The 26,816-nt window shown below is 46.3% G+C and carries 26 protein-coding genes; 23 read left to right on the top strand and 3 right to left on the bottom strand.

Annotated features, from left to right (window positions below; genetic code table 11):
• The first annotated feature begins 48 nt into the window (after nt 1–48).
• Nucleotides 49–615, top strand: a complete 567-nt coding sequence (locus tag MH144_RS05695) for a TetR/AcrR family transcriptional regulator (protein ID WP_239298246.1) — start codon at nt 49–51, stop codon at nt 613–615.
• Between the two features lie 123 nt (nt 616–738).
• Here MH144_RS05695 and dapA read toward each other — a convergent pair whose 3' ends face one another.
• Nucleotides 739–1,635 (bottom strand): 4-hydroxy-tetrahydrodipicolinate synthase, encoded by an 897-nt coding sequence (dapA, locus tag MH144_RS05690; RefSeq protein ID WP_239298245.1) that lies wholly within the window; start codon nt 1,633–1,635, stop codon nt 739–741.
• 123 nt (nt 1,636–1,758) lie between these two features.
• Here dapA and MH144_RS05685 point away from each other — a divergent pair, with 123 nt between their 5' ends.
• From MH144_RS05685 to MH144_RS05650, 8 genes are all read left to right on the top strand, one after another.
• Nucleotides 1,759–2,646: a LysR family transcriptional regulator gene (locus MH144_RS05685; RefSeq protein ID WP_239299274.1), complete on the top strand. Its 888-nt coding sequence runs from the start codon at nt 1,759–1,761 to the stop codon at nt 2,644–2,646.
• 276 nt (nt 2,647–2,922) lie between these two features.
• Nucleotides 2,923–4,200: a BNR-4 repeat-containing protein gene (locus MH144_RS05680; RefSeq protein ID WP_239298243.1), complete on the top strand. Its 1,278-nt coding sequence runs from the start codon at nt 2,923–2,925 to the stop codon at nt 4,198–4,200.
• A 275-nt stretch (nt 4,201–4,475) separates the two neighbouring features.
• A complete protein-coding gene (locus MH144_RS05675) occupies nt 4,476–5,630 on the top strand; it encodes a glycosyltransferase family 2 protein (RefSeq protein ID WP_239298241.1) in 1,155 nt (384 codons plus the stop codon).
• A 33-nt stretch (nt 5,631–5,663) separates the two neighbouring features.
• Entirely contained in the window at nt 5,664–6,944 is a 1,281-nt protein-coding gene (locus MH144_RS05670) for an aminotransferase class III-fold pyridoxal phosphate-dependent enzyme (RefSeq protein WP_239298239.1), read from the top strand.
• Between the two features lie 60 nt (nt 6,945–7,004).
• Nucleotides 7,005–8,036 carry a zinc-dependent alcohol dehydrogenase gene (locus MH144_RS05665; protein ID WP_239298237.1) on the top strand — a complete coding sequence of 344 codons (1,032 nt, stop codon included), beginning with the start codon at nt 7,005–7,007 and terminating at the stop codon, nt 8,034–8,036.
• A gap of 79 nt (nt 8,037–8,115) precedes the next feature.
• Nucleotides 8,116–9,360 (top strand): MFS transporter, encoded by a 1,245-nt coding sequence (locus MH144_RS05660; RefSeq protein ID WP_239298235.1) that lies wholly within the window; start codon nt 8,116–8,118, stop codon nt 9,358–9,360.
• A gap of 65 nt (nt 9,361–9,425) precedes the next feature.
• Nucleotides 9,426–10,019 (top strand): DUF1349 domain-containing protein, encoded by a 594-nt coding sequence (locus tag MH144_RS05655; protein WP_239298233.1) that lies wholly within the window; start codon nt 9,426–9,428, stop codon nt 10,017–10,019.
• 39 nt (nt 10,020–10,058) lie between these two features.
• Nucleotides 10,059–10,700, top strand: a complete 642-nt coding sequence (locus MH144_RS05650; RefSeq protein WP_239298231.1) for an HAD family hydrolase — start codon at nt 10,059–10,061, stop codon at nt 10,698–10,700.
• Here MH144_RS05650 and MH144_RS05645 read toward each other — a convergent pair.
• The gene (locus MH144_RS05645; RefSeq protein ID WP_239298229.1) at nt 10,697–11,497 is read right to left on the bottom strand and encodes an AraC family transcriptional regulator; all 801 of its coding nucleotides are present in this window, start codon (nt 11,495–11,497) and stop codon (nt 10,697–10,699) included. The genes MH144_RS05650 and MH144_RS05645 overlap by 4 nt on opposite strands.
• Before the next feature lie 258 nt (nt 11,498–11,755).
• Here MH144_RS05645 and MH144_RS05640 point away from each other — a divergent pair, with 258 nt between their 5' ends.
• The 4 genes from MH144_RS05640 (at nt 11,756) to MH144_RS05625 (ending at nt 15,590) form a co-directional block, all read left to right on the top strand.
• A complete protein-coding gene (locus MH144_RS05640; protein WP_239298228.1) occupies nt 11,756–12,877 on the top strand; it encodes an NAD(P)/FAD-dependent oxidoreductase in 1,122 nt (373 codons plus the stop codon).
• A gap of 28 nt (nt 12,878–12,905) precedes the next feature.
• Nucleotides 12,906–13,196 carry a hypothetical protein gene (locus MH144_RS05635; RefSeq protein ID WP_239298226.1) on the top strand — a complete coding sequence of 97 codons (291 nt, stop codon included), beginning with the start codon at nt 12,906–12,908 and terminating at the stop codon, nt 13,194–13,196.
• 14 nt (nt 13,197–13,210) lie between these two features.
• Entirely contained in the window at nt 13,211–14,104 is an 894-nt protein-coding gene (locus tag MH144_RS05630; protein WP_239298224.1) for a TetR/AcrR family transcriptional regulator, read from the top strand.
• Nucleotides 14,105–14,357: 253 nt separating this feature from the next.
• On the top strand, nt 14,358–15,590 hold the full coding sequence (locus tag MH144_RS05625; RefSeq protein WP_239298222.1) for a cytochrome P450: 1,233 nt from the start codon (nt 14,358–14,360) through the stop codon (nt 15,588–15,590).
• A gap of 94 nt (nt 15,591–15,684) precedes the next feature.
• Here MH144_RS05625 and MH144_RS05620 read toward each other — a convergent pair whose 3' ends face one another.
• Nucleotides 15,685–17,124 (bottom strand): DHA2 family efflux MFS transporter permease subunit, encoded by a 1,440-nt coding sequence (locus MH144_RS05620; RefSeq protein WP_239299273.1) that lies wholly within the window; start codon nt 17,122–17,124, stop codon nt 15,685–15,687.
• A 282-nt stretch (nt 17,125–17,406) separates the two neighbouring features.
• On the opposite strand from MH144_RS05620, the gene MH144_RS05615 reads away from it, so the two are divergent.
• From MH144_RS05615 to MH144_RS05570, 10 genes are all read left to right on the top strand, one after another.
• Nucleotides 17,407–18,009 (top strand): TetR/AcrR family transcriptional regulator, encoded by a 603-nt coding sequence (locus MH144_RS05615; RefSeq protein ID WP_239298220.1) that lies wholly within the window; start codon nt 17,407–17,409, stop codon nt 18,007–18,009.
• Between the two features lie 28 nt (nt 18,010–18,037).
• Nucleotides 18,038–18,676 (top strand): NAD(P)-dependent oxidoreductase, encoded by a 639-nt coding sequence (locus MH144_RS05610; RefSeq protein ID WP_239298218.1) that lies wholly within the window; start codon nt 18,038–18,040, stop codon nt 18,674–18,676.
• A gap of 101 nt (nt 18,677–18,777) precedes the next feature.
• A complete protein-coding gene (locus MH144_RS05605) occupies nt 18,778–19,713 on the top strand; it encodes an ArsR/SmtB family transcription factor (protein WP_239298216.1) in 936 nt (311 codons plus the stop codon).
• A 105-nt stretch (nt 19,714–19,818) separates the two neighbouring features.
• Entirely contained in the window at nt 19,819–20,586 is a 768-nt protein-coding gene (locus tag MH144_RS05600; RefSeq protein WP_239298214.1) for a hypothetical protein, read from the top strand.
• Between the two features lie 110 nt (nt 20,587–20,696).
• Complete coding sequence (locus MH144_RS05595; protein ID WP_239298212.1) at nt 20,697–21,371, top strand: response regulator transcription factor; 675 nt, start codon at nt 20,697–20,699, stop codon at nt 21,369–21,371.
• Nucleotides 21,368–22,741: a sensor histidine kinase gene (locus MH144_RS05590; protein WP_239298210.1), complete on the top strand. Its 1,374-nt coding sequence runs from the start codon at nt 21,368–21,370 to the stop codon at nt 22,739–22,741. The genes MH144_RS05595 and MH144_RS05590 overlap by 4 nt, the downstream gene beginning before the upstream one ends.
• Nucleotides 22,742–22,945: 204 nt before the next feature.
• The gene (locus MH144_RS05585; RefSeq protein WP_239298208.1) at nt 22,946–23,308 is read left to right on the top strand and encodes a hypothetical protein; all 363 of its coding nucleotides are present in this window, start codon (nt 22,946–22,948) and stop codon (nt 23,306–23,308) included.
• Between the two features lie 2 nt (nt 23,309–23,310).
• A complete protein-coding gene (locus tag MH144_RS05580) occupies nt 23,311–25,029 on the top strand; it encodes an ABC transporter ATP-binding protein (protein WP_239298206.1) in 1,719 nt (572 codons plus the stop codon).
• 212 nt (nt 25,030–25,241) lie between these two features.
• On the top strand, nt 25,242–25,664 hold the full coding sequence (locus MH144_RS05575; protein ID WP_239298204.1) for a MarR family winged helix-turn-helix transcriptional regulator: 423 nt from the start codon (nt 25,242–25,244) through the stop codon (nt 25,662–25,664).
• Nucleotides 25,661–26,740 carry a threonine aldolase family protein gene (locus MH144_RS05570; RefSeq protein ID WP_239298203.1) on the top strand — a complete coding sequence of 360 codons (1,080 nt, stop codon included), beginning with the start codon at nt 25,661–25,663 and terminating at the stop codon, nt 26,738–26,740. The genes MH144_RS05575 and MH144_RS05570 overlap by 4 nt, the downstream gene beginning before the upstream one ends.
• Nucleotides 26,741–26,816: the final 76 nt, after the last annotated feature.

The raw sequence follows: 26,816 nt of genomic DNA, 5'->3' as shown, positions 1-26,816 counted from the left end.
TCATTGGATTGAATGAATCTTGAATCTCTCCAAAAGGTGTGAACGATAATGAAAAAAGAAATGACCTCCATTAAACAAACGAGGCTAAACAGCATTCTGGATGAAGCTACCAAGCTGCTGATTGAGAAACCGAATGCGTCCATGAATGAAATTGCCGAGTCGGCCAATATCGGCATTGCTACATTGCATCGATACGTCGAGAGCCGGGAGCAGCTGATGGTGTATCTGGGATTACGTGCCATTGAGGTTGTTAATCAGGCGATGCAGAATATCCAACTGGATGAAGAGAACTGTGAGAAGTACATACCGGAGCTCATCGAAGCACTTATTCCGTTAGGGGATAAAATCTATTTTCTAACCCATGATGCAACCATTCACTACAATCCTGAGATCGAGGGGGCCGATCTGAAGTTGCGAGAACCCATATTGCATGTAGTCGGTCTGCTGCAGCAAAAAGGGTACTTTCGTCAAAATGTGGATAAGAACTGGATTGTCGATGTACTGTATTCCATTTTGTTTCTTACCTGGCAGCAGGTCATCAGTGGCGATATTGCCAGAAAGTCGGCAGCGGCACTCGTGGTGGATACTTTTTATCATGGCTTTGTTGCGAAGTAAGAACGTAGGTGATGATTACGAATTCGGCTAGTTCTTGTATTTAGAATTTCATGATGAAGCATATTGAAAAAGCCGCAGATCTGCGGCTTTTGTTGTCTATGCATGGACGTTTAATTATAAGGTTTAACCTACTACGTTACTGCTCACCGTGTATTGATCCATTTTGGCTTTTAATTGATCAGATGCCGGCATGAGCGGCAGGCGCAGTTGATCGGAAGTAATGATTCCTTGATTGACAAGCAGCCATTTGAGCATGGCAGGAGCCGGCTCTGCAAAGAGGTGGTCAATAAAAGGAGCGAGCTCATTGAACAGCTCGAGCGAGCCATCCTTGTCTCCAGCGATGAAGCGATCATACACCTCAATGAATTGCTCCGTGTTAATATTGGCAGATGCCAGCATGCCACCAGCAGCACCTTTACTTATCATGTCGTAAAAGAATGCATCATCCCCGCACAGGATAGGTTTGGATCCGCTTCGTACCAGTTCCGACATTAATTCCACGCCGTTGGTGCTGTCCTTAAGGCCAATAACCCCGTCTAAGTTCATGATTCTTTTCATCGTATCCACCGAGACACGGACACCCGTGCGTGCAGGGATTTCGTATACAATAATGGGTACTCCCGCTTCGGCAGTCACTCGGAAATGTTCAAAAATGCCTTCCTCTGTTGGTCTGTTGTAGTAGGGAGTTACCACAAGAACGGCGTCCGCACCGAGTTCACCAGCCATTTGTGTTCGTTTAACCGTTGATGCTGTATCGTTGGTTCCGGTCCCAACGACGATAGGTATCGTTTTATTTATGCTTTGCAAGGTTTCCTTCGTGACTTGAACGAGCTGCTCCACTTCATCCCATGAAACCGTAGGTGACTCTCCAGTAGTGCCGTTAATAACCAAACCATGAATTCCGCTATTCGCCATATGTGTGATGTAGTTCCGAAAGGAAGGGATATCGAGCTGATTATCCTTCGTAAAAGGGGTGATTACCGGTACATAAATACCTTGAATCTGTTGTTCGGTTAGCATAATATGGCCTCCATTTATGTTGAAATGACAATAAATTCACTTTACCATGGGAATTGGCATCATAGTTAACTATAATAGATGATAGGTGTTATCGATTATTTTGATAAGGAAGGGTTCAAGAACATGGATTTGAATTATTTTCAAACCTTTCGTGAAGTGGCCGTGCGGCAAAGTTTCACCAAGGCGGCAGAAGAGCTTGGCTATGCACAGTCGAGTGTAACGACACAGATTCAAAAGCTGGAGAAGATCTATCAGGTCAAATTATTCGAACGTTACAATAACAATAAAATCCGACTTACTTCTGCAGGGGAAGAATTGTTCAAGCTCTCCGGACAACTCCTGGAGATATATGAACATTCGCAGGAAAAGCTGACCAAACAGGGCGGAGGTTCGCTTACTATCGCAACGATGGATTCGCTCGCTTCCTATTTTCTTCCTGCCCCAATTCAGACGACACGCAAGCAGTATCCTGAACTGGGTATTCGGCTGCAGACCGATCGGGAAGACATGATTTTGCAGAAAGTAAAAGAGGGAGAAGCCGATGTGGGACTTATTCTGGCGAATGCATCATCTGAATCAGGCTTGCAGTGGATTACCATCCGGGAAGAGCCGCTGGTCCTCATCGTTAACACAGATCATCCCCTTGCGAACAAGCAGAAAATTGAATTGAGCGATCTGGCTGACGAAGAATGGATTATGCCCGAGGATACCTGCAACTACAGGCAGCTGCTGGAGAGAGTGCTGAGGACGAACGGTATTCCTTACAAAGTAGGCTTGGAACTGGGAAGCCCTGAGGCGATTAAGCGAAGTATTATGGCAGGATCGGGTATCTCGCTTTTGCCTCAAATGATTGCGCTCGATGAGATTCGGCGGGAGGAACTTACCGTATTGCCACTGGAGCATGGCGAATTCAGACTCGAAATCCAGTTAGTCATTCACACCCGAAAATGGGTATCTCATGCATTGCGCCAATTCGTCACGAACCTCGGAGCCAAGGAGACTGAATGGTAACCCATTCGGTCTTTTTGTCGATTGAATATTTCGAAAACGTTTAGCAAAACCGGAAGTGATGAAATGTTCTATTCCATTATATCTTGAAGCTTAAATATCAAAATTTTGTTCTATCAAAAGCATGATTTTGTATATGACGTACAACGGAAAACTCATGTTACCATGATGATGGCGCTAACAAGCACCCAGTAAACTGTAAGCGCTTTAATTATTCCCGGCCGGGGATCCTTTCTCTACGAATTCATGTTACACCATTCATGAAGGAGGCGAATGATCTTGGGAAAAAGAAGGTTCTGGAAGATAGGCGCCGTTGCCGCACTGCTCATATCCGTACTGCCGACGAGCACCGGTATGGCAGCAGCAACACTCACGGAGGTACCTTATGCCATGGATTCAAGCAATCAGGCGGGATGGTGGACGCCGCTTGAGACATATGGCACGGGAAATGAGTATGCCTACTTGGCATACAACGGCCCGGGAGGCACAGAGAGCACACATACTGTAAATATTGCAAGACGGGATGGATCAGGAACGTGGTCCAACATTCCGGTGATGAATGGCAGTACCGTTGCTCAGTATAGTGATGACATCGGGCACAATCAACCTTCCATAGCCCGCGACGGCAGCGGCCGATTTCATGTATTTGCTTCCATGCACAACGATAGCTGGCGTTATTTCAGGTCAGATACCGTTGGAGGCGCCCCGCAGAATCATTCTTCCGATATGCCTTCCTTCTCCACTTTCAAGGGGACATACCCTGTTCTGACTACAGCACCGAATGGTGATGTTTATCTTCTGATCCGATCAAGCGATGACACGACTGGATATCGTCCTGGAATTTTGTATCGCTGGAACAATGCCCAGTCGAGCTGGAGTCAAGAGGCGGTCGTCGGTGCGAATGCCGGTCGGTCATTCTACCCCAATGATCTGGTTTTCGATGCACAAGGCGACTTACACATCCTGTTCGAATGGTCTGCTTTTGTTTCGAGTGCTCTCCGTCATGATTTGTCTTACGTGAAATACAGACCTTCTACAGGTACTTTCTATAAAGCAGATGGCAGTGTTATACCTTCGCCGGTATCGCTTAGTAATGTGGATATCGTTCAGCCGTTTGCTCCAACCGAGGCCTACGTCAAGGATGGAGGCGATCCAGGGGGACCGGGAATCCAGAGCGCCAAGCTGGCCGTAGATTCAGCAGGCAATCCGAAGATTGTCTACCGATACCGTGAGGAAGGAAGCACGAACTTCTCCGTGAAGTATGCCTCTTATGATGCAGGCGGATGGACGCAGCAGACGGTATACAATGCTACGGCAACGAGAGCAGGAATTGATATAACGTGGACGGGGTCAAATGTTCGGGTCTATTATACGAAATATAGCGGCACGGACCGTGCATATATGGCGGTTCCGGATGGCAACGGTGGATGGACCCAAACATCGATTGCTTCCGGCAAGCCGATAGAAAGGCTCAGTGTTGAGCGCAATGCCAATGGAGTCGACATTCTGTACCTGGTGGATATCACCAATCGCAAGCTGTATTACGGCAGAAACTGATTTGTTTATCCACTTCTGAAATATACCTCTGGAGAGTCAACCGCGCGGGCAGTGCGGGATTACTCCAGAGGTGTTTTTTTTTGATCATATTCAAATATTAATAGAGTTCAGAATTTAAGATTTTATAATTACAAGAAATGATATAAATTTCTAGTAGATCCAAAACATTACCAAATTAAGACAGCATATTCGGAACAAGGAGGCTGGTATCCAGACATATTTTCCAGAGTTAACAGCTTGAACGCATTTCATCATATCCAATTAGGAGGGATCCCATGCTTTATACGATTATTGTGCCAGTTAACCAGGATTATAACATTCTGAACCTGTTCACGGATTCACTGCTTCGGACGGTTAGCCCGTCCACACAGATTATCTTCATCAACGATGGTTCCGGCTCGGCAGTCTTTCAACATCTGGAGAAACTGAAGCAGGAAGTTCGAGAAGGGGTAACGATTGAAATTCTACAGCATGATTTTCCACTCGGTTGCGCGGTGTCCATTAACAGTGCACTGCGGCGAGCTGAGGGAGATTATATTTTCTTTCTGGATTCCGACACGATTCTACAGCCGGATTGGCAGTCGATGATGAGAGAGACGCTGGATAGCGATATTACAATCGGCATGATTGGCGGTGTGCTGCTGTATCCGCAAACCGGGGGCGTGCAGCACTGTGGTATTGCTTTTGCAGACACCATCGGCAGACACCTTTACCTGAATGCATCCCCTGAAGATATTCCGAAAGAGACGTTCTCGGTGCAGCTGGTTGTATTCGCCATGTTCGGCATGAAGCGGGAAGTCTACGAGACGATCGGTACCCTGGATGAGAAATTCTTCAATGGATACGAGGATTTTGATTACCAGATGCGTGCACGTGCCGCCGGTTATGATACGGTCATTAATCCGAACATTCGCGCTTACCACTGGGAGCGCAGCAGCGGCATTCATCGAAATTTCAACCGGAAAAACAATCTGGCCCGCTTCTGGAAAAAGTGGGGCAGTGAGATCGAGGCTGATGTTTGGCCGTTTGTGTTCAGCCACTTGAAAGAACAGCTTGATAATCAACCCGAGCACCAACATCTGCCGATTGTCGGCATTGATCTTGCTGAAGTGCGAAGTGATGCGGATACGTTCTGGACGAAGCTTGAGGAAGCGGAAATTGCACCTATTGCAGAGGTACGTGATTATTCCAACCGCTTCAATTCAAACGGGGCGATCTGGCTGCCGCAGGTACTGGGCAAGGAACTGATCAATAGTGAGAACCGGTTACTGTTTTTGGTAGATAACTTTGCCCGCTTGCTGGAAAACCGGTATTGGATCGAGATGAGACATGCACACCGGGCCAAGGACCTGATTATCGATTTGTATGGCAATGTCATTACGATGGATCGCATCTATGATGGCTGCTGGCCTGGAACCAAGGTCCGTTAACGTTTAAACCAAGTGTACAGGGAGGGAACATAGGTGAAATCAAAAGAGAGCACGCTGGACCGTGCCGTAAGGTTTACCCGGAATCTGGAGTGGTTAGAGCACGTCGAAAAGGTTATTCCGAGCGGATGCAGTACACTTGCCAAAGCACCTGAACGGTTGTTTCCAGGCCACACGCCCGTATGCTGTGCAGAAGCACGGAATTCCCGCTTTATCGATATTGATGGGAATGAATGGCTGGATTGCGAGATGGCGATGGGTACGGCACCATGGGGACATGCACGGCATGAAGTTCAATTGACCGTCATTCATCAGTTGAAAAAAGGGACAAGCTATTCCATCCCGGCTGACATTGAGCTGGAGTGTGCTGACCTCATCCTGCAGCGGTTTGGTGGGCGATACCCTTCACTGCGATTCACGAAGAGCGGTGCTGACGCTGTCAGTGGAGCCGTGCGTCTAGCTAGGGCAGGAAGCGGCAAAAGCAAGGTGATTGCAACAGCCTATCACGGGTGGCATGACTGGTCAGCCTATGGTTATTATGGTCGCGAAACGAAAGAGCGCGGTATACCAGTAGATATTGAACGTACAACGATCTGGGTAGACAAGCCTTCACCAGAGCGAATTGAAGCTCAGATTACAGCGTCACCGGAAGACATCGCATGCATTGTGCTCTGTCCCAATGAATGGAAGCGTGAACAGCTGGAGCAAGTCGTTTCCCTTTGCCGATCATTGGATATCATTGTGATTTTTGATGAAGTCACTTCGGGCATTCGGATGGGCAAGCAGGCAACAGCAGGAGAGTATGACATCTGGCCGGATCTGCTCTGTATCTCCAAAGGGATGGCGAACGGACTGCCCCTCGCAGCCGTGATGGGACCTCAGCATTTGATGTCCTTGTCAGGACAAGTCAGATTCAGTAATGCCCATTCCAGTGAGACCACTGCACTTGCAGCAGCCATCGCATGTGAACGATTGATGAAAGCTGCGAAGGTATGGCCAAGCTGGCGGGATGCCACAATCCGAATCATGGATCTGATCGAAGCAGAACTTGTACTTCTTGGGCTGACGGACCAACTGGCGCTGAAGGGAACCTATGCAAGCTTCTACATTCACTCGATTACGGAGGATAACTTCCAATCGGACCCCTTCCGTGAGTTTATCGTAAAAAAAATGGCACACTTCGGCATTTTCACCAAGGGGTACTTTATTTTCTCGGACGCCCATACGCGCGAAGAATTGCTATGGGTGGAAGAAGCACTCTTGCAGACTCTTTCGGACTGGAAAGAGCTGCGTAAACAGGAACACCTTGCTCAGTAACAATTTCGAAAACGTTTATAACTTCATCCCTATGGGGGATTCGACTAGGAGGAATAATCCATGAAAGCACTCGTATATCAGGATCATAAACAGGTAGCGTTACTTGATGTTGAACAACCAAGCATTCAAAAACCGAACCAGGTTAAAGTCAAAATATATGGCTCAGGCATCTGCGGCACGGATCTGAACATTGTCAAAGGTAAAGTTCCGGCAAACAAGGGAACGATTATCGGTCATGAGGGCGTGGGTACGGTCGTGGAGGTGGGCCCCGAAGTCCGCGGATTTAAAGTAGGCGACCGGGTTCTGATCGATCCCACTCAATCCTGTGGAACCTGCTCCTACTGCCGCGAAGGATTGTTTATCTATTGCGAAAACTTCGATGACTATCAGGTAGGCATGACCACGCACGGTACATTTGCGGAATATTACGTGGGGGATGAGAAATATATCTACCCAATTCCGGATTCCATGAGCTGGGAGACAGCGATGATGATTGAGCCGCTTGGTTGTGTGCTGCAAACGTTTATGAAAGCAGGTGTTAAGCCAAGTGATTCAGTGCTCGTTCTGGGTTCGGGCGCCATTGGTTCCCTGTGTCAGCTTGTAAGCAAACGATTGGCACGGCTGACCGTTGGCACAGAAGTAGATCCGTACCGCAAAGAGTTTGCTTCAAGAATAGCTGATCATGTGTTTTATCCTCAGGAACTGACGCTGGATAACGTGTACGAAATCAATAACAACAAAAAGTTTGATATCGTAGTCGATGCGGTAGGGAATCAGCTTCATGTTGGATTTGAGATGATTGCCAAAGGGGGAAGAATCATTCCCATGGGCTATGACGACAGCTATAAGGTGACATTCAAATCAACGGACGTGATTAATGATGGGATAAGCATTATTGGCGCCGTAGCCGTGCATTCGATGATTAGTACGGCATTGAAATTCGCGCAAAGCATTCCAGAGCTGGAGCACATGGTGACGGCCAAGGAGCTGCTATCTGATTATGAGGAGGCATTCAACGGTACGGTGGGATATCATCTGCGTACCGGGGAGCCCCTGCCGATGAATTCGGTCAAAACAGCTCTCATTTTATAGGAGTATAGAAGTCTCGGGATTGCCGCTGCGAAGGATAACCACCGCGGCGGCAAGATCCGCAGAAAGAGGGGGATATGGATTGAAGCTGCTTCAGGATTTGCCGAGAAATCCGCGGTATTCCATTTTACTTGAACCGGTATGGGCTATCCCGGGTACGATTGTCCTGTTTTATGCTCCATTATATATGAAGGAAGCCGGGCTTTCGGACATTGAAATCGGTTTGATCAATTCGGTGAATCTTTATTTCGCCTTTATATTTCAATTGTTTGCGGGCTCTATTACGAATAAGCTGGGCCGGAAACGGACAACGCTGATCTTTGATCTGGTTGCGTGGAGTATTCCGATGTTCATCTGGGCGTTTTCGCATAATTTCTGGCTGTTTCTGATTGCTTACCTACTGAATGCCACTTCAAAATTTGTAACGGTATCCTTCAACTGTCTAATCATTGAGGATGTCGAGGAACATAAGCGTTCCAGAGTGTTCGGCATTCTTAACATGATTATCACGGCAGCGGGAGTATTAACGCCAATCGCAGGCGTAGTTATTGCTGATTTTGGTATTGTGCCAACGCTGGCCAGCATCTATTTCGTCGGAGGCATTCTGATGACCGCGATGTTCTTCGTTCGCAATCGGTATACCGATGAAACCGAGGTTGGAAAAGAGCTGATGGGCATGCATAGTCAAACGAGGGTGCTGTACAGCCTTGCTTCAAGTTTGCGATTGTTTGGCAGATCGTTTTATAAACGAAGACTCTTTCCGATCATATTGATTACCGTGCTTTCCAATCTGATTCTGCAGCTGAATTTTTTTCAGGTCATTTTCTTCAAGGAACAGCTCAAGTTTAATGATCGTGTGATTTCATTTATCCCGGTAGTGACCGCATTAACGGTCATGCTGCTGTATCTGGTCATCATACCACGCCTGAAACAACGATCAGAGGAGAAGTATGTAGGGTTTTCCATCATATTAAGTACAATCGGAGCCGTGCTGTTTCTCCTGATACCTGTTGGAAGCATAGCCATGCTGTTCCTGACATTAATTGTGCTTGCAGCCGGTAATTTCATACTGCAGACGTATCGGGATTCCCTGCTTATGAACAGACTGGGCACGCATGAAAAAGCCGATATGTTCTCTGCCGTACAGACGGTTATGACACTGACTGCCATTCCATCAGGTTATCTGACAGGATTGCTGTACCATCATCATCCCGTACTTTTGTTCAGCGTCATTCTTGCACTGTACGTCATCTTGATGGTCATTATGTTATTCCTGCCTGATCCACAGAAACATACCCAAGCGATCGAAAATTACAAAAATATGTAGGAGAAGGGGTTTTCTGTATATAGGAAGAATATGTAATACAGAAAACGAACTTGGGAGGTTAAGAGATGTCTAACGTATTTGCAACAGAAAAGCGAAGCCAAATGAACTGGATGAATGAACCTGCAAGCTGGTCTTTCACAGAAGAGGGTGTACTCATTGTGGAGACTCAGGCAGATACAGACTTTTTCCAGGATCCCGCGGGCATTAACGTCCGTACATCCGCACCATTCCTGGCGATACCTGTTTCAGGTGATTTTGAACTGACCACTCAATTAACCGTGGACATGAAACACCAGTATGACTCCGGATGTCTGATGGTCATGGCAGATGAACGAAACTGGTGCAAGCTTTGTTTTGAGTATGATGGAAAAGCGGCAACCATTGTGTCGGTGGTTACCCGGGACGGTTCATCTGACGATTGCAATTCGATTGAAGTTCCCGTACCCGATCCATACCTGCGCGTACGCAAGGTAGAGGGCTGCATTTCATTTTTCTATTCACCTGATGGGGAAGAGTGGAAATTAATACGCTACTTCGGCATGCCGCTACAGGGGGAGATTCAGGCTGGCGTGGTTTCACAGTCACCAACGGGAACAGGTTGTACCTGTCGCTTTTTGTCCCTGGAGGTTACAAGTCCTGATTTGACTGCACGCTTCTAAGCCATTTCCCCTGCCGATTAATGGAGGGAGAAGAGGTTAATGATAAAAGCTTTTATTTTGGATTTTGATGGACTGATCCTCGATACAGAGACACCCTGGTATTATGCTTTTCGGGATATTTATCAGGAGCACGGTATTGAACTCGGACTGGAGCTCTGGTCCAAAAATGTAGGAACCAACTTTGAAGAGTTTCATCCGTTTCTGTACCTGGAACAGGCATTGCAAAAACCGATTGATCATGATCAGATCAAGCTGTTATCGGAACAGAAGTATACATCCTACCTGGGGCAGGCAACCATCCTGCCGGGAGTGCATGAATTGCTTCGGTCAGCCCGTGATAAGGGGATTCAGCTTGCCGTTGCTTCAAGCTCCACGCGTGATTGGGTGCATGGCTATTTGCACAAGCTGGGCATATTCGAACAATTTGCCGTCATTCATACGGCTGAGGATGTCAAGCGGGTCAAGCCGGATCCGGAATTATATCTTCTGGCTCTGCACAGTCTGGGGATCAAGGCTTCGGAAGCGGTTGTTTTTGAAGATTCGCCTAATGGGCTGAAGGCAGCCAAGGCCGCGGGGGTCCGCTGCGTTATTGTGCCGAACGAGGTAACTCGCGATCTGGAATTCCAGCTTCATGATCTGCGGTTATCCTCGCTGGCTGAGATAGACGTGGAGATTCTCTAACCCAGGTATTGCTTGCGCAACTCAATCGGAGAGATACCTTCGTATTTCTTGAATACGGAACCAAAGTAACTGGCGCTGTTAAAACCGACTGCTTTGGCAATATCATGAGCGGTAATGGCATCATTCTGGATGAGCATTTCCTTGGCTTTCAGCAGACGATATCGTGTCAGATACTCAAGTGGAGTCATTTGGAATTCCTTCTTGAATATCCGGTTTAAGTGCTGTTCGGTAACGTTCATCTGTTGAGCCAGCATGGAAAGCGAGATATCCTCATGATAATTCTGTTTGATAAAAGTAACGAGTCCGGCAAGCTTTAAGCGTGCATCGGAGCGTTCATAAGCACCATAACGATCTCCTTCGATCGTCAATCTGACCAGAAGCATGTAGAGCAGTGCGGATACGTGCCAGATCTGATCCTTGTGCCGGGACTGCAGCGCCAACGTTATTTCATGCAGCAGGATATGAAGCATTCCATCCGGCTTGAAGGCGCGCAGCTCCCCGATCTGCAAGGTATGCAGGAAGCGCGGCAACAAATAGCCATTAAACGTAAGACAATCAAACAGCAATGAATCACTCAGGTTGTGATAACGATAGGTAACTTCAGGAAACATAATAAGAGCGGTTCCTTCACGGATCAAGAATTCATGATTTTTGGCTGCGATTCGCCCGGTTCCTCCGATGCATTGTACAATGGTGTAATCCCGTGAATGGTCGCTCCAATGCTTGAATTCATCAGCATTCATCTGGATCTGCCCTGTAATCATTAGTGGCATTTCGGCATCCAGTGGATTCTCCATGCTAGGTTTCGGCATCGTTGAGTTATTCCTCTTTTCGTTAAAGGATCTTGTGCGTTGATGGCGCGGATACAGCGTTAAAAGAAACCTAATTTGAATTATATTACATAATTAACATTATTTTAAATAACACGATTGCAACATTGAATCCTAGAGCGAAAACCTTTTAGTTTGGCATATTGAAATGAGGATCTCTTGCTAATCGGATGCGAAACAGTATACGCTATAATGGAAGCAGTGATAGAGGAAAGGAATGCAAGCATGAAGAAAGTCATCGTAGTAGGATCAGGAATACTGGGGGCTTCGACAGCCTATCAGTTAGCAAAAATGGGTGCGGAAGTCATCCTTGTGGATCGTGGTGATATCGGACAAGCTACGGATGCTGCCGCAGGCATCATCTGCCCCTGGTTGTCGCAGAGGCGCAACCAGGATTGGTACCAGCTTGCCAAGGCCGGCGCACGCTTTTACCCCGGACTCATAGAAGAACTGCAGAGCGAGGGAGAAACGGAAACCGGGTATGCCCGAGTGGGGGCATTGAGTATCCATTCGGATATCGATAAGATCGGCAAGATGGAGGAGCGTGCCCATCTTCGAAGAGCAGATGCACCGGAAGTCGGGGACATTACAAGGCTTAACGAAGAGGAAACGCATGCACGTTTTCCATTGTTGGATCAACAATATCATTCGGTATATATTAGCGGTGCAGCGCGCATAGATGGGCGCGCCCTGCGAGATGCCTTAATTCGATCCGCGCAGCGGAATGGAGCCGTCCTCATTCATGGGGATGCTGCTCTTCTATTTGATTCTGGTCGAGTAACAGGAGTGTCGGTTGATACAGAGCGTTTCCTGGCAGATGAAGTCATTGTATGTGCCGGAGCATGGGCCAATTCGATCATGAAGCCTCTGGGTATTCACTTTAAGGTTCATTACCAAAAAGCACAAATTATGCATTTGCAGGTATCCGATCAGGTAGACACAGAAAGTTGGCCTGTGGTTATGCCACCTTCTGATCAATATCTTTTGGCATTTGGCGAGCACAAAATCGTGATCGGGGCAACACATGAAAATGAAATTGAAGGTTACGATACCAGAATCACACCGGGTGGTATGCAGGAAATTTTGAATAAAGGGTTGGAACTCGCACCTGGTCTGTCGGACAGCACGTTTCAGGAGGTAAGAGTTGGATTCCGGCCGTTTACGCCAGGTTTTCTCCCGGTAATGGGATCTGTTCCTGGATGGGAGGGACTGATCGCGGCCAACGGACTTGGTGCTTCCGGCTTAACGATGGGCCCCTTTATTGGCAGTCAGTTAGCGAAGATGGCTCTGAATCAGGAGCTGGATATCGATATCCAGCCGTATGATCTCGCCAAAGCGATGGATTAATCTTAAGAAGGAAATGATGAGGTGAACCATGACCTATTCACAGCGATTAACTCAAGCAAGTTCTTCCGATATATCCTATCTGGAGTATCAGATCGGTGCAGCGGAGGACGAATTGAAACAAGCCGAAGGGCAGCAGATCAAGTACGAATCTGAACTGAATCAGCTCAGGACGCCTCCGGCGGATGATGCCCATTTATTCCGGGATATCGACATTGAAGAAGACCTGCAGAATCAAATAGCCGAAGTGAAGAGTCGTATGGAAGCAATTCGTACACGGCTAATTCAATTGCAGGATGATATGGAGAAGTTGGCAGATTGAGAGGTCCTTATCCTATGAATAAACGAAAACAACTGCTTTTGGACACGGCACTTATGCTTTTTGAGAAAAATGGCGTGTCTAATACAACCATCCAGATGATCCTTGATCATTCAGGTGTATCGAAAGGCACATTTTATAAATTTTTCAGTTCCAAGGATGATTGTGTTCTTGCGATCCTTGAGCAGCGCATCCAGGAAGATATGATGATTCGTCAGAAACTTGAGGCACAAAATCATAACTCTGACTTTGACTTGCTGGTAGAACAGATCGTGGTGCCGATGATATCCCCGGACAAACAGCGAGTGGTTGAGTTGTTCTGGACAGGATTTTATTCCGGGGAATTTGATGTCGAAAATCTCACACGAATCCAGTTAAACTGGCTTGCTGAACGATTGGTACAGTTATTTGGTGAAGAAGTAAGGCCATACGCCTGCGAAGGGGCCATTTTTTGTTTCGGGATGGTTCACCAGATCTCGAATACGTGGAGAAACTTCCATCTGAACCAGCCTCACTGGAAAGCACTTGTGCCGAAGCTCCTGAACTATACCGAGGTTCTGCTGAGAGACATGGTGGACAAGCAGGAGCATATTATTGATGCAGCGAGTCTGGCTGTTATCAATCCTGAATTCAAGCAGACTGTACCGGATAAGCAGCATCTGCTTGCTGAGCTGGAGAAGTTTAATCGATCTATTCAGAAATCGCAATTATCCATCCAGGCTAAGGAATTAACCCAAGGACTATGGTCCCTGTTTCGGGAAGAGACACTTAATTTTTCAATGCTGAGGATTACGTTAACAGCCTTTCAAGCTGCTTTTGATTCCGGATCTGAACAGGTGCAATCCAGAACGATTGCTCAGTCATGCTGGTGGTTTATTGAAATGAATGGAAAGATGGAGACTGCAAAATAGCTGGTAAACAACATATTAAACTATTTAATATACGGATCGTATAAATTAAACCCTCTAATTTAGAGGGTTTTTTTAATTTAGTTCGAATGGTTTATATCATAAAATAGACGAATCGTATAAAATTTAACTAGGTGCTGAACTGTCAATTCATGTACCGAAGAAGGAGGAGGGGCCTTTACGATAATTCCAAGGCAAGAACCTTTACTCTACTACTAGCATTCAATCAAAAAATATTCCAGGAGGTGGCATCAGCATGTACAAAGAAGTGATTCGAGTTGAGGATATCACCGGATTTCAGTCCAGATCCGAGGAGTTTTTTCCCATCCAATGGTATCAAAAAATGTTGTCCGAAAGCCCAGTGCACTACCATGAGGATACCGATACCTGGAATGTATTTAGGTATGATGATGTTAAACAGGTTCTAAGCAATCATGAATATTTCTCCGCCGAGGGAACCCGAACAACCATAGCTGTTGGGGCGAAGAACAAGGAAGGCACACCTCCAGACAAGTTGAACATTTCAAGCATTGATCCGCCAAGACATCAAAAAAGTCGCTCATTGTTATCTGCGGCCTTTACACCCCGCAGTCTCAAAAACTGGGAACCTCGTATTCGCAACATTGCGAAGCAGCTGGTGGAAGACCTTGAGTTTAATACAACTATAGATATCGTCGAGAAGCTTGCTGCTCCACTGCCTGCCATGGTCATGGCGGACCTGCTCGGGATTCCGCTCACGGAAAGCCACCGGTTTAAAAGCTGGGTGGACATCCTGTTCCAACCTACCTCTGAAGAGAACGCGCAAGAAAGTGAAATAAAGAAACAGGCTGCTGCTCAGGAGTATTATCAATTTCTGTATCCACTCGTAGTGAAGAAGCGGGAGAATCCCGGTGAAGATATTATTACCGATTTGTTGAATGTTGACGTTGAAGGAGAGAAATTCACGGATGATGAAGTCGTCCGTACAACGATGCTCCTGCTTGGTGCTGGTATAGAAACGACAAGCCATATGGTTTCAAGCACATTTTATTCTTTCTTGTACGACGAGGGGAATCTATACGACCAGTTAAGGCAGAACCCGGAACTGGTTCCGCTTGCCGTGGAAGAAATGCTACGATACCGATTCCATAATGCGAAACGACATCGAACGGTCAAGAAGGACAATCAGTTGCTTGGTGTTGATCTGAAGAAAGGGGACGTCGTCATCTCCTGGATGAGCGCGGCGAATATGGATGAGCGAATGTTTGATAACCCGTTTGAAATTGACATTCACCGTCGCAACAATAAAAAACATCTCACTTTTGGCAATGGCCCACACTTTTGTCTCGGGGCACCGCTGGCAAGGATGGAGCTCACTCTTGTATTAACTGCCTTTGTGGAGAGGGTTGATCGTATAGAAGCTGTGGACACATTTGAGCTTGAACGAAATCTGTCCACTTCTGCTCCAGGACAGTCCTTGACGCATTTACCGCTGAAGATGCTCAAATAAGGTTAGGCTAACGTTAATTCAAGTAAAAAGCGACAGACAGGACATAAAGTTCGTCCTGATCTGCCGCTTTTTTTAGGTTACTATCATTCTCAGTTTAGTTCGAATTCATGGAAACTTTCTGTCTAACAGGCATTTTCACTTCTTCTTCAGTGGCCTGCTTCGTACGTTTGATAAAGAAAGAGAGTGCGAGCCCTACTACTGCTATGCCGATAATAACGACATAAGCATCGTTGATTCCCTGAATCATGGACTCCATCGCCAATTGTTCCCGGGACAAGCCGTTCGCAGCACCGCTTGCGATCATATCCTGTACATGTGTCGTTGTCCGACTGGTCATGACACTCACGAGTAATGAAGTACCGACCGCGCCAGCGACTTGTCTGACCGTATTGGAGATCGCTGTACCATGAGGACCGAGTCTTGGTGGCAGCTGGTTCAGACCTGCTGTTTGAATTGGCATCATGAGCAGAGCCATACCAATCCGGCGTCCAGTGGACATCAGAACCAAGTATGTGTAGCTGGTCGAATCGGTCAGATCGATAAAGCCGATCGTCGTTACGATTGTTATGACCATACCGATGATGGCAAGCCATTTTGCACCGAAGCGGTCGAACAAACGTCCAGTAACCGGCATCAGGAATCCCATGACGAGAGCACCAGGAAGCAGCAATAATCCGGATTCGAGTGCGGTGTAACCACGTGCATTTTGAAGATACAGAGGCAGCAGCATCATGTCTGCATACATGATCATCGTAATTGCGATATTAATGATCGTGGTCAAGGAGAACATATTATACTTGAACGCACGAAGGTCGAGCAGCGGGGTTGCAGAAACGAGCTGACGCCAAGTGAATAAGGCCAGGGCCACAATTCCGGCCACAAGACAGATGAGCACTTCCGCACTGGACCATCCCAGGCCTCCTGCGCGGCTGAATCCATATAACAGTGCACCAAAACCAATTGTCGATAGTGTCACACTAAGCGTATCGAACTTCGTATCTATGCGTTCTGATACATTTTTCAAATATACAAATGCACAAACGATAACAATGACCGTCAATGGAATCATTCCATAAAACATCGTTTGCCACGAATAGTTCTCGAGCACGTATCCAGCGAGGGTAGGCCCAATTGCCGGGGCAAAAACGACTGCGAAGCCGACCATTCCCATGGCAGCTCCTCGTTTCTCAGGGGAGAACAATGTGAGAATGACATGCATCAGCAGCGGCATGATAATACCTGCTCCAGCAGCCTGCACCATACGACCTGTTAGCAGTGTACCGAAGTTAGTCGCTAATGCCGATATGATCGTGCCGATCAGGAAAATGAACATGGAAGCCTGAAAGAGCTGCCTTGTCGAGAAGCGCTGCATGAAATACGCAGTAATTGGAATAAGTACGCCATTCACCAGCATGTAGCCGGTGGTTAACCATTGCGCCGTTGTAGCGGAGATATTGAAATCACCCATCAACTCCGGAGTGGCGACACTCATTAGGGTTTGATTCAATGTGGCAAGAAATGCACCCAGAATCATGACAAACAGTATGGGACCTTTTTTGATGTTTTTCTCATCATCTAATCTAGCCTGACTCAATCCATTCCATCCTTTCAATCTACACGTGACTAAATTTACAACGTGTTGTATAGTTTACATTGTATTTATTGAATTATATACATATTCCCGCAGATTACAATTTACACTTCTGGGCATATCCGTTGCTTATTTTACAGAATGTTTAATTATGTAGCTTATTGCGAAAATAAACGACTCATTATTTAAAATTGTAATTTTCTTAAATTGAAGGAGTGATACGTTATGAAAAACGATAACAAGTCAGCTACCGATCCGCGAATCCTTCGGACAAGACAGCTTATTCGGGATGCCTTCGTAGATCTGCTGCAGGAAGTGGATATTGAGAAGTTAACGGTGAACCGGATTGCCGAACGTGCGACCATTAATCGGGTAACCTTTTATCTTCATTATCGTGATATTACGGATATGATGGAGAAGATGGCAGACGAAATGAACGAGCATATTGAACGGATCGTTGATCAGTACCACCGGTTTGACAATAATGAGACAGAGGAGGCCTGGCCGGTTCTGGTGAAAGTGCTTGAGCATTTTGCCGATCATCCCAAATTCTATCGTGTCGTGCTCGCCTCCAAACGAACCCCTATTTTCACAGAACGGTTGTTGAAATTGCTAACTAGACTCGTTACAGAGAAAATAGAGAAGCTGGAGATGGAAAGTGTTTTTGCGCAGGCAGGCATCCATAAGGAAATTGCGATTTGGTACAGTTCATCGGCACTGATCGGAACCATTGTAGCCTGGCTTCGCAATGACATGCCTTATGCCCCTCATTTTTTGGCCAAACAATTTTCATTGATTCGCTCGTATTCTTACAAAGGTTTCATGTAAATAACAACGAAGAATGGATGTGGGATCCATGAACATTATCATATTTGGAGCGACCGGAAGAACGGGAAAGGAGCTGCTGCAGCGTGCACTTGATGAAGGGCATACCGTAACTGCTTTTGTCCGAAACCCTTCCAAACTGGGTATTTCTCATTCAAATTTAAAGGTCGTGCAGGGTGAAGTAACCCGGTATACGGATGTTGATCTTGTCCTGAAAAACGAAAAATTTGATGCAGTCTTTTCGGTTCTTGGTGCACAGAGCATGTTCAAAAGAGATCTCGTTCTTATTGATGCTCTGAAAAATATCATCCAGGCGATGGAAAATAACGAAGCAGGCAAACTGATTCATGTGTCGTTTATTGGTACTCACAGAGAGGCCGGTAAGCTCGGTTTCTTATACAAATATGTCATCCCGAACGTCATGACCAATCTGCTTCGCGATCACCTGGACAAGGACAACCTCGTAACCAGCAGCAAGCTGAATTGGATACTGGTTCAGCCTCCCGTGCTCACGATGGATCGTTATAATGGAAAGTATATTCACGAAACGGAGATCCACCCGGACAAGTCTCGGAAACTCAAGCTGTCACGTGCCAATTTGGCAGATTTTATGCTTAAACATGTGAACGATAGCACCTATGATCGTAAAGCCGTCTTGGTTACAGAGTAGGTCATCCTTATTGGGGTGGTTAATCAAGAGAGTGGATTGTGTTCACTTTGGTTATTGGTTAGAATGATGCTAATTTATAATTTCAAAAGGAGAGCGGTTACGTGTTGCAACTCAGTTTCAATGACCCGGATAAACTGGTAAGTGTCACCCATGCCTTGTCGACCCGTTCTCGGATTGATATTCTCCAGCTGTTACATGTGAACAAGTTAAATATTATTGAAATTGCCGAGGCGCTAAGTCTACCGATATCAACAGTCGCGAATCATATCAAGGTGCTTGAAGCTGCCAACTTAATACATACAGAGATGCTTCCGGCATCACGTGGAGCCATGAAATTGTGCAGTCTCAATTATAAGGATATACACATTGTTCTGAATCAGGTGGCGGCTGATACGACGTCGGATATGCATTTGTATGAGGTGCAGATGCCGATCGGACATTACAGTGACTGCGAGGTGACACCAACATGTGGCATGGCAAGCGGTGAAGGTGTTATTCTCAAAGAGGATGACCCGGCAAGCTTCTATCACCCCGAGCATGTGAATGCTCAGATTATCTGGTTAAGTGAAGGGTATTTGGAATACTTGCTTCCGATGGATATTCCTACTGGGGCAATGATTGAATCATTGGAATTGTCCATGGAAATGTGCTCTGAAGTGTCTCATTACAATAATGACTGGCCGTCTGATATTTCTGTTTGGGTGAACGGAATTAAGATCGGTATGTGGACAAGTCCGGGAGATCTGGGTGACAGGCGGGGCAAGCTGAATCCGGATTGGTGGTACAACGGCTCTACGCAGTATGGAATTTTGAAGACATGGCAAGTAGACCAGAAACGGACCACATTGGATATGAAGAAGGTCTCCGACATTTCTCTGACTAATCTGGCACTGGAGGGCAAACCAAAATTGCGACTCCGCATTGGAATTGATCCCAATGCCAGACACCAGGGCGGAATGAACCTCTTTGGTAATCAGTTTGGTGATCATGAGCAGCATATTATGATGCGAGTGAAGTATACGCTGAATCCAGCGTAACTCCGATGTTATGGGCATGCTACGTATAGAAATATCCAATTTCAAGACCGCCTATGGGCGGTTTTTTTCTAACTGCAAAATGCTTGAAGTAAAGGAGGGAACGTTTTGCTGATCGATTCTATCCAACATCAACGTCTGATCGGGATCTTGAAGTCATTTCCCCTGAAACAGAGGTACTCCAAAGCGGATCTGTTCATTAATGATCTGAAATTGGGATCAACAGGAGACGTTGAGATGTACTATTCTCCGCATAATGAATACATCAATTCCTCCGCCAAAGTTATGCTGGTTGGCATTACACCTGGCTGGCAGCAGATGGAGATTGCTTTTCGAACAGCTATCCAAGCCTTGAAGCGTCATGCCACCTACGAAACAGCCTGTCAGGAAGCAAAGTTTGCCGCCAGAATGGCTGGAGTCATGCGAACAAACGTAATTCAAATGCTTCAGGATATAGGCCTGCATCAATTTTTAAATGTACCTCATGTAGAAGCGCTTTTTGATCCAGAATGCACGCTTCTGCACACCACTTCCCTGATTCGGTATCCAATCTTAGTGAAACAGCAAAATTATACGGGACATCAGCCTGCCATTACCCAGAATAACTTTCTATATGAAGCTGTGCTTGGGTCTTTTCTGCCTGAGTGGAATCAACTGAACGAATCCTTGGTTATTCCGCTCGGGAAGTCAGTTGAAGCTGTGCTTCGTCAATTGCTTGATGAGAAACGGATACAGGGGAAAAGGATATTGTGGGGCTTCCCTCATCCGTCCGGTGCTAACGGTTATCGGCTCAAACAGTTTCAACAGAACAAGGCAGACATGCAGCGTAGATTGAGCAATCTCCATACAACTGCTCCAACCTATGAAAAGCAATGAGAGTTTCAAAGCGGAAGTCCGGACAAACATCCCACAGGGGGTCAACCAAGTGAATTAATAGTATAATAGTTGAGACTACTTAGAATGCAATGGAGGAAAAGGAGAAACACATGCCGACAATACTTGTTGCTGACGATGATGCGAACATTCGCGAACTTGTCTGTTTATTTCTGAAGAATGATGGTTTCACCACGGTAGAAGCTGCAGATGGCAAGCAGGCCCTGGCGGTTTATGCCTCGACACCTGTCGATCTGGTGGTGCTTGATATTATGATGCCGATCATGGATGGCTGGGCATTATGCAAGGAACTGCGCAGGGCAAGTCCTGACCTTCCCTTGCTAATGTTGACTGCAAGAGGTGAAACATGGGAGAAGGTAAAGGGTTTTGAACTGGGAACAGATGATTATCTGACCAAGCCGTTTGACCCGCTGGAATTGACGGTTCGGGTCAGAGCACTGCTGAAGCGCTACCGGATTGGTTCAACACAAACGATCCAGCTGGGCAAGCTCATTTTGGATAAGCAAACCTATAAAATCACTAATGGCACGGAGTCTCTTGCGCTGCCGCTCAAAGAATTCGAGCTTCTATACAAACTTGCGGGGACACCTGGACAGGTATATACGCGTGAACAACTGATCGATCAAATTTGGGGAATTGATTACGCTGGAGATGATCGAACGATTGATGTACATATTAAACGCTTGCGGGAAAGGTTTATGGCTTCAACGGATTTTCGAATTGAAACCGTTCGTGGTCTTGGGTATCGGCTTGAGGTTTGTGGATGATCAGATCTCTCTATATTCGTGTGGTCCTGACTTTTCTTGTTTCTGTTATCGCGGGTATCATTCTCGCATTTATTATTACTTTTTTGGTGTTCCGCGAGAATCTGAACGAAAATTTGCAGGACAAATTATTAAGCTTTGGGCAGGATATCGTACGGATCTACGAGACGATACCTGAGCGTGAAGCAGACTGGTTTGTAGCTGAGATGAAGCAGCTGGATACCTATCATATTCGCATGTTTGATGAGAATAATGAGTTCCGCTCCTACGGTAAGCTGGGTGAACAGTCCCCAGCTCCAGTGTCAGCGGAGCAAATCCAAAACGTACTGAATGGGGACATCGTTCGGGTTAATGCAACCAAAGAGTATACCGGTTATTTGGGACTTCCATTAAGAACGGAGTCAGGAACAAAAGCATTATTTGTTCAACCTCTTGTATCTCCCTATGCCTCCTTCAACGTAAAATGGATATCCACGTTCTTTATCTATTCTTTGGTTATCGGAAGTCTGCTGATTTTGGTTGCCTCCATATTCGTGGTTAAGCCGATTAACAAGCTTACCAAGGCAACCAAGCGTCTCGCATCAGGAGATTTCAATGTCAGGCTGAATATTAAGCAAACGGGAGAGCTTGGAACTTTGGCTAGAAGCTTTGAGGAAATGACTCATGATCTCCAGCACCTAGAGCAAATGCGCAGAGAATTCGTTGCTAATGTATCACACGAGGTTCAGTCGCCGCTTACGTCCATCTCCGGGTATGCCCAAGCGCTCAAGCAGGTCAATCTCGCGGAGCATGAACGAGACCGCTATCTGGATATCATTATTGCTGAAGCAAAGCGGATGTCCAAAATGAGTGACAGCTTGCTGAAGCTGAGCTTGCTGGAATCCGATTCGCAATCACTGCGATTTACGGAGCGCAATCTTGATGAACAGATCCGGCGCGTAATCGTGGCACTGCAGCCACAATGGACTGCCCGAAACATTGAGTTCGAGCTGGATCTGCAGGCGATCAAAGTAACAGCAGACCACGATCAGCTGGATCAGGTTTGGATGAACATTCTCGGGAATGGCATCAAATTTTCCGAAGATGATGGCACAATGGCTGTCAGCATTAGACGGGATCACTCTGATGTGATCATACGCATATCCGATAACGGAATTGGAATTGAAACAGAGGATCAGCAGCGTATTTTTGAGCGCTTTTTCAAGGCGGATCGTTCCCACAGCAGTAAATACGAGGGTAGTGGAATGGGACTTGCCATCGTCAAACAGATTGTTTCACTTCATCAAGGAGACATTCAGGTGGAGAGTAAGAAGGGCGAGGGAACAACATTTGTCATCACCTTGCCGATCGATGCTGCAGAAAAACATAGATAGACGGTTACAGTGTCTTCAACGGTCTAGCCGATATCTGCTGAGGATTACATACAAGAACATTTGTATGTGTCCTCAGCATTTTTTTCATAGAAAAGGACACTCTCATAAATGGAAAAAACAGGTTGACAGAATGGTTTTCTGCGTATACAATCGTATACATATTAATTCGTATACAAATGTATACGGTGTGGAGGTGTTCTTGAAATGAGAGAACAATACGCAAATGAGTCTGCAGAACGTCAAAATGTGCGTTCAGGACGTGGACGCGGAGAAGAAGAGCAGCGTGGTGAACGGTCCAGAAGGGGCAGAGGACATGGTGAACATCACGGTAAGCGAGGGAACGGAGCGCAAACGTTCCGCCGTGGCCGCATTCTGGTTTTTCTGGAGCAAATGCAAAATCGGAGAACGACCTTGGCAAGACAGCTGGGTCAAGCTGAATATGAGCATATTCGTCCAATGATTAGTGGTGAACTGAAAGCCATTGACCAGGTTATCGATGAGTATATTCATCTCTTCGAGCTGCAGGATGAACATGAAAGCCCTAATAAGGATTTGGAGAGTGAATAAGAATGATTCGTCGTTTCTTTTCGTATTATCGGCCTTACAAGAAACTGTTTGTTATTGATTTTGGATGTGCAGTGATCGCAGGGCTGCTGGAACTGGCATTTCCACTGGCCGTTAGCAAATTTATAAATGAATTACTGCCTGGTCAGGACTGGCCGCTTATTATCCTGGCCTGTGTTGTATTGTTGTCCATCTATGCACTTAATACAGCCTTGAATTATGTTGTTACATATTGGGGTCACATGCTTGGTATTAACATTGAGACCAACATGCGTGAGAAGATGTTCGCTCACCTGCAGAAGTTGTCTTTCCGTTTCTTTGATAATCGAAAAACGGGCCATCTGATTGGTCATTTAACAAATGATCTGAATGATATCGGAGAGGTTGCTCACCATGGACCGGAGGATGTCTTCATCGCCGTTATGACATTGATTGGTTCATTCTGGCTCATGGCGAATATTAATTTGGAGCTGGCATTGATTACATTTATTATCATACCAATCATGGCTTGGGTCATTATCGTGTTTGGTGGACGCATGACCAAAACGTATCGGCGTCTATTTGGCAACGTGGGTAATTTCAATTCCCGGATCGAAGATAACGTAGGCGGCATTCGTGTAGTTCAATCATTTGCGAATGAAGAACATGAGAAAAAACTCTTTTCCGTCGACAATGAAAACTTTCGCCAAACCAAACTGCTTGCTTATAAAACGATGGCGAAGAGCATCTCGGTCAGCTATATGATGATGAGACTGGTTACTGTATTTGTGATGATTAGTGGTGCATGGTTCTTTATTGATGGCAAAATCGACATGGGTGACTTCATGGCATTCCTGCTGCTCTCCAACATTTTCTTCCGTCCAATTGAGAAAATCAACGCGGTCATCGAGAGCTATCCGAAGGGAATTGCCGGCTTCAAGCGGTATCTGGAAATTATTGATACGGAGCCTGAAATCGCGGATGCCAAAAACGCAGTTGAGCTGAAACATGTTCGGGGCGATATCCGTTTTGAGAATGTATCGTTCGGTTATGAATCCAGCCGCCGTATATTGAATAATATCAGTTTGTCTATTAAACCAGGAGAAACTGTTGCATTCGTTGGGCCTTCCGGTGCAGGAAAAACAACGATCTGCAGTCTGCTCCCAAGGTTCTACGAAGTGGAAGAGGGTAGAATCACGGTTGATGGTGTTGATGTTCGAGATGTCCAGCTGCAATCCCTTCGCAAGCATATTGGTATCGTTCAGCAGGATGTATTCCTGTTCTCGGGAACCATTAAGGAGAATATCGCCTACGGGGATCTCGCGGCAACGGATGAGCAAATCTGGGATGCTGCGCGCCGGGCATCGCTGGAGGAATTACTTCTTACATTACCGGACGGCATCGATACGATCATCGGTGAACGTGGGGTTAAGCTATCAGGAGGACAGAAGCAGCGTTTGTCCATCGCCCGCATGTTCTTGAAAAATCCACCGATTCTGATCCTTGACGAGGCTACATCGGCTCTGGATACGGAAACGGAAGCTTTAATTCAGAAAGCTCTCGCAGAACTGTCTGTGGGCAGAACTACGCTGGTCATTGCACACCGCCTGACAACCATTAAGAATGCAGACCGCATCATGGTTGTGAACTCCGATGGCATTGCCGAGCAGGGGAACCATGAGGAGTTGGTCGCTGCTGGTGGGATCTACAGCCGACTTCATCAGGTGCAGTACAGTCATTCATAGAAAAAGGTTGTTGTGACCGAACCGCGCATTTTGCGCGGTTTTTTGCTGTTTAATTTGCGTCTAATAGGGCTTCAATCGTATTATTCGTCGGCAGACGTGATCATTATGTTGACAACGTCCACTAATCAACTTATTATAATGTTGACAATGTCCACTAAAAGGGAGGGCTTCACATCGACTCTCAGCATATACATTCTGATATTCTGGCTGACATGCGGCGTTTCAACCGTTTTTATACCAATATTCTTGGTGTATTGGATAAGCATATCCTTGGCACAGGGTATTCGTTTGCCGAGGTAAGGGTCATCATTGAAATTGGCATTCGTGGAGAAAGTATTGCCAACAATCTGGTGGATACACTGACCATCGATCGCAGTTATATGAGCCGGATTGTGAACAAGCTGTCCAAGGAAGGCCTGCTCATCAAAGTGAATTCGGAAGCTGACAGCCGGGTCAGTCTCATTCGTCTGACGGATAAAGGCAAGGAACTTTACGCCGAATTAAACGATAGATCTGACCAGCAAATATTGAAGTTAATGCAGGATTTGAATGAGGAAGAGATCCAAGAGGTCTATGCTTCCATGATGAACATACAAGAGAAGTTAACGAAGAAGGCAGGAGAGACAACACGATGATACGATTCGAATGTGATTATAACGAAGGTGCGCATGAACGCATTCTGCAAAGACTGATCGAGACCAATATGGAACAAACGAGCGGTTATGGCACAGATCCCCACTGTGATCGGGCGAGAGCTCTTATTCGTCAAGCATGCGACAGTGAGCAGGCTGATGTGCATTTTCTGGTCGGAGGCACTCAAACCAACACAACGGTCATTGCATCCATACTGCGTCCCTATCAAGGAGTCATTGCGGCTACTTCGGGCCACATCGCCGTTCACGAAACGGGGGCAATTGAAGCAACTGGCCATAAAGTACTTACTGTTCCCAGTGAAGACGGGAAGATCACAGCTGACCAAGTGAAAGCAGTCTATGAAGCGCATATGAGTGAGTCTTCTCCAGAGCACTGCGTACAGCCAGGAATGGTTTACATATCCCAGCCAACCGAGAACGGTACGATGTATAGTAAGGCTGAATTGCAGTCATTATTTGAGACAAGTAAGAAATGCGGACTCCCGTTATTTGTGGATGGGGCAAGGCTCGGATACGCACTTGCATCCCCGGACTGTGACGTGACCCTTGCTGATCTCGCCCGTCTATGTGATGTGTTCTATATCGGGGGGACCAAGATCGGAGCCCTGATGGGGGAAGCTGTAGTCATCCTGAATGATGCACTTAAGCCTGATTTTCGTTACATGATCAAGCAGAAGGGCGGTCTGCTCGCAAAAGGCAGATTGCTGGGCATTCAATTCGAAACGTTATTCGAAGACGGATTGTATCTGGAAATTTCGCGACATGCCATCGATATGGCCATGCGAATTCACGATTCGCTTGACGAACAGCATATCCCATTCTTATATGAATCACCAACCAATCAGCAGTTTCCAATCTTGCCAGATGTTTTGCTTGAGAAATTACGCAGTCAATACACGTTCACCTTCTGGGAGAAGGTAGATGCCACACATAGTGCAGTTCGTTTTTGCACAAGCTGGGCGACTGAGCAGGAGAATGTGGATGCGCTGGCTCGTGATATCGCACGATTAATGCATGAACCTAGTGAAACCCGGGAACTGGCTGAAGCACTGGTTTAACAGTGAAAATGTAGGATGAATAGTTGCGATATACTGAAAAAAGGACGACATTTTGTCGTCCTTTTTTTGTTCGCTT

It is taken from the genome of Paenibacillus sp. ACRRY, from assembly GCF_022346995.1.
In the GTDB taxonomy this organism is placed as follows: domain Bacteria; phylum Bacillota; class Bacilli; order Paenibacillales; family Paenibacillaceae; genus Paenibacillus.
This window is presented reverse-complemented; position numbering and strand designations above follow the sequence as displayed.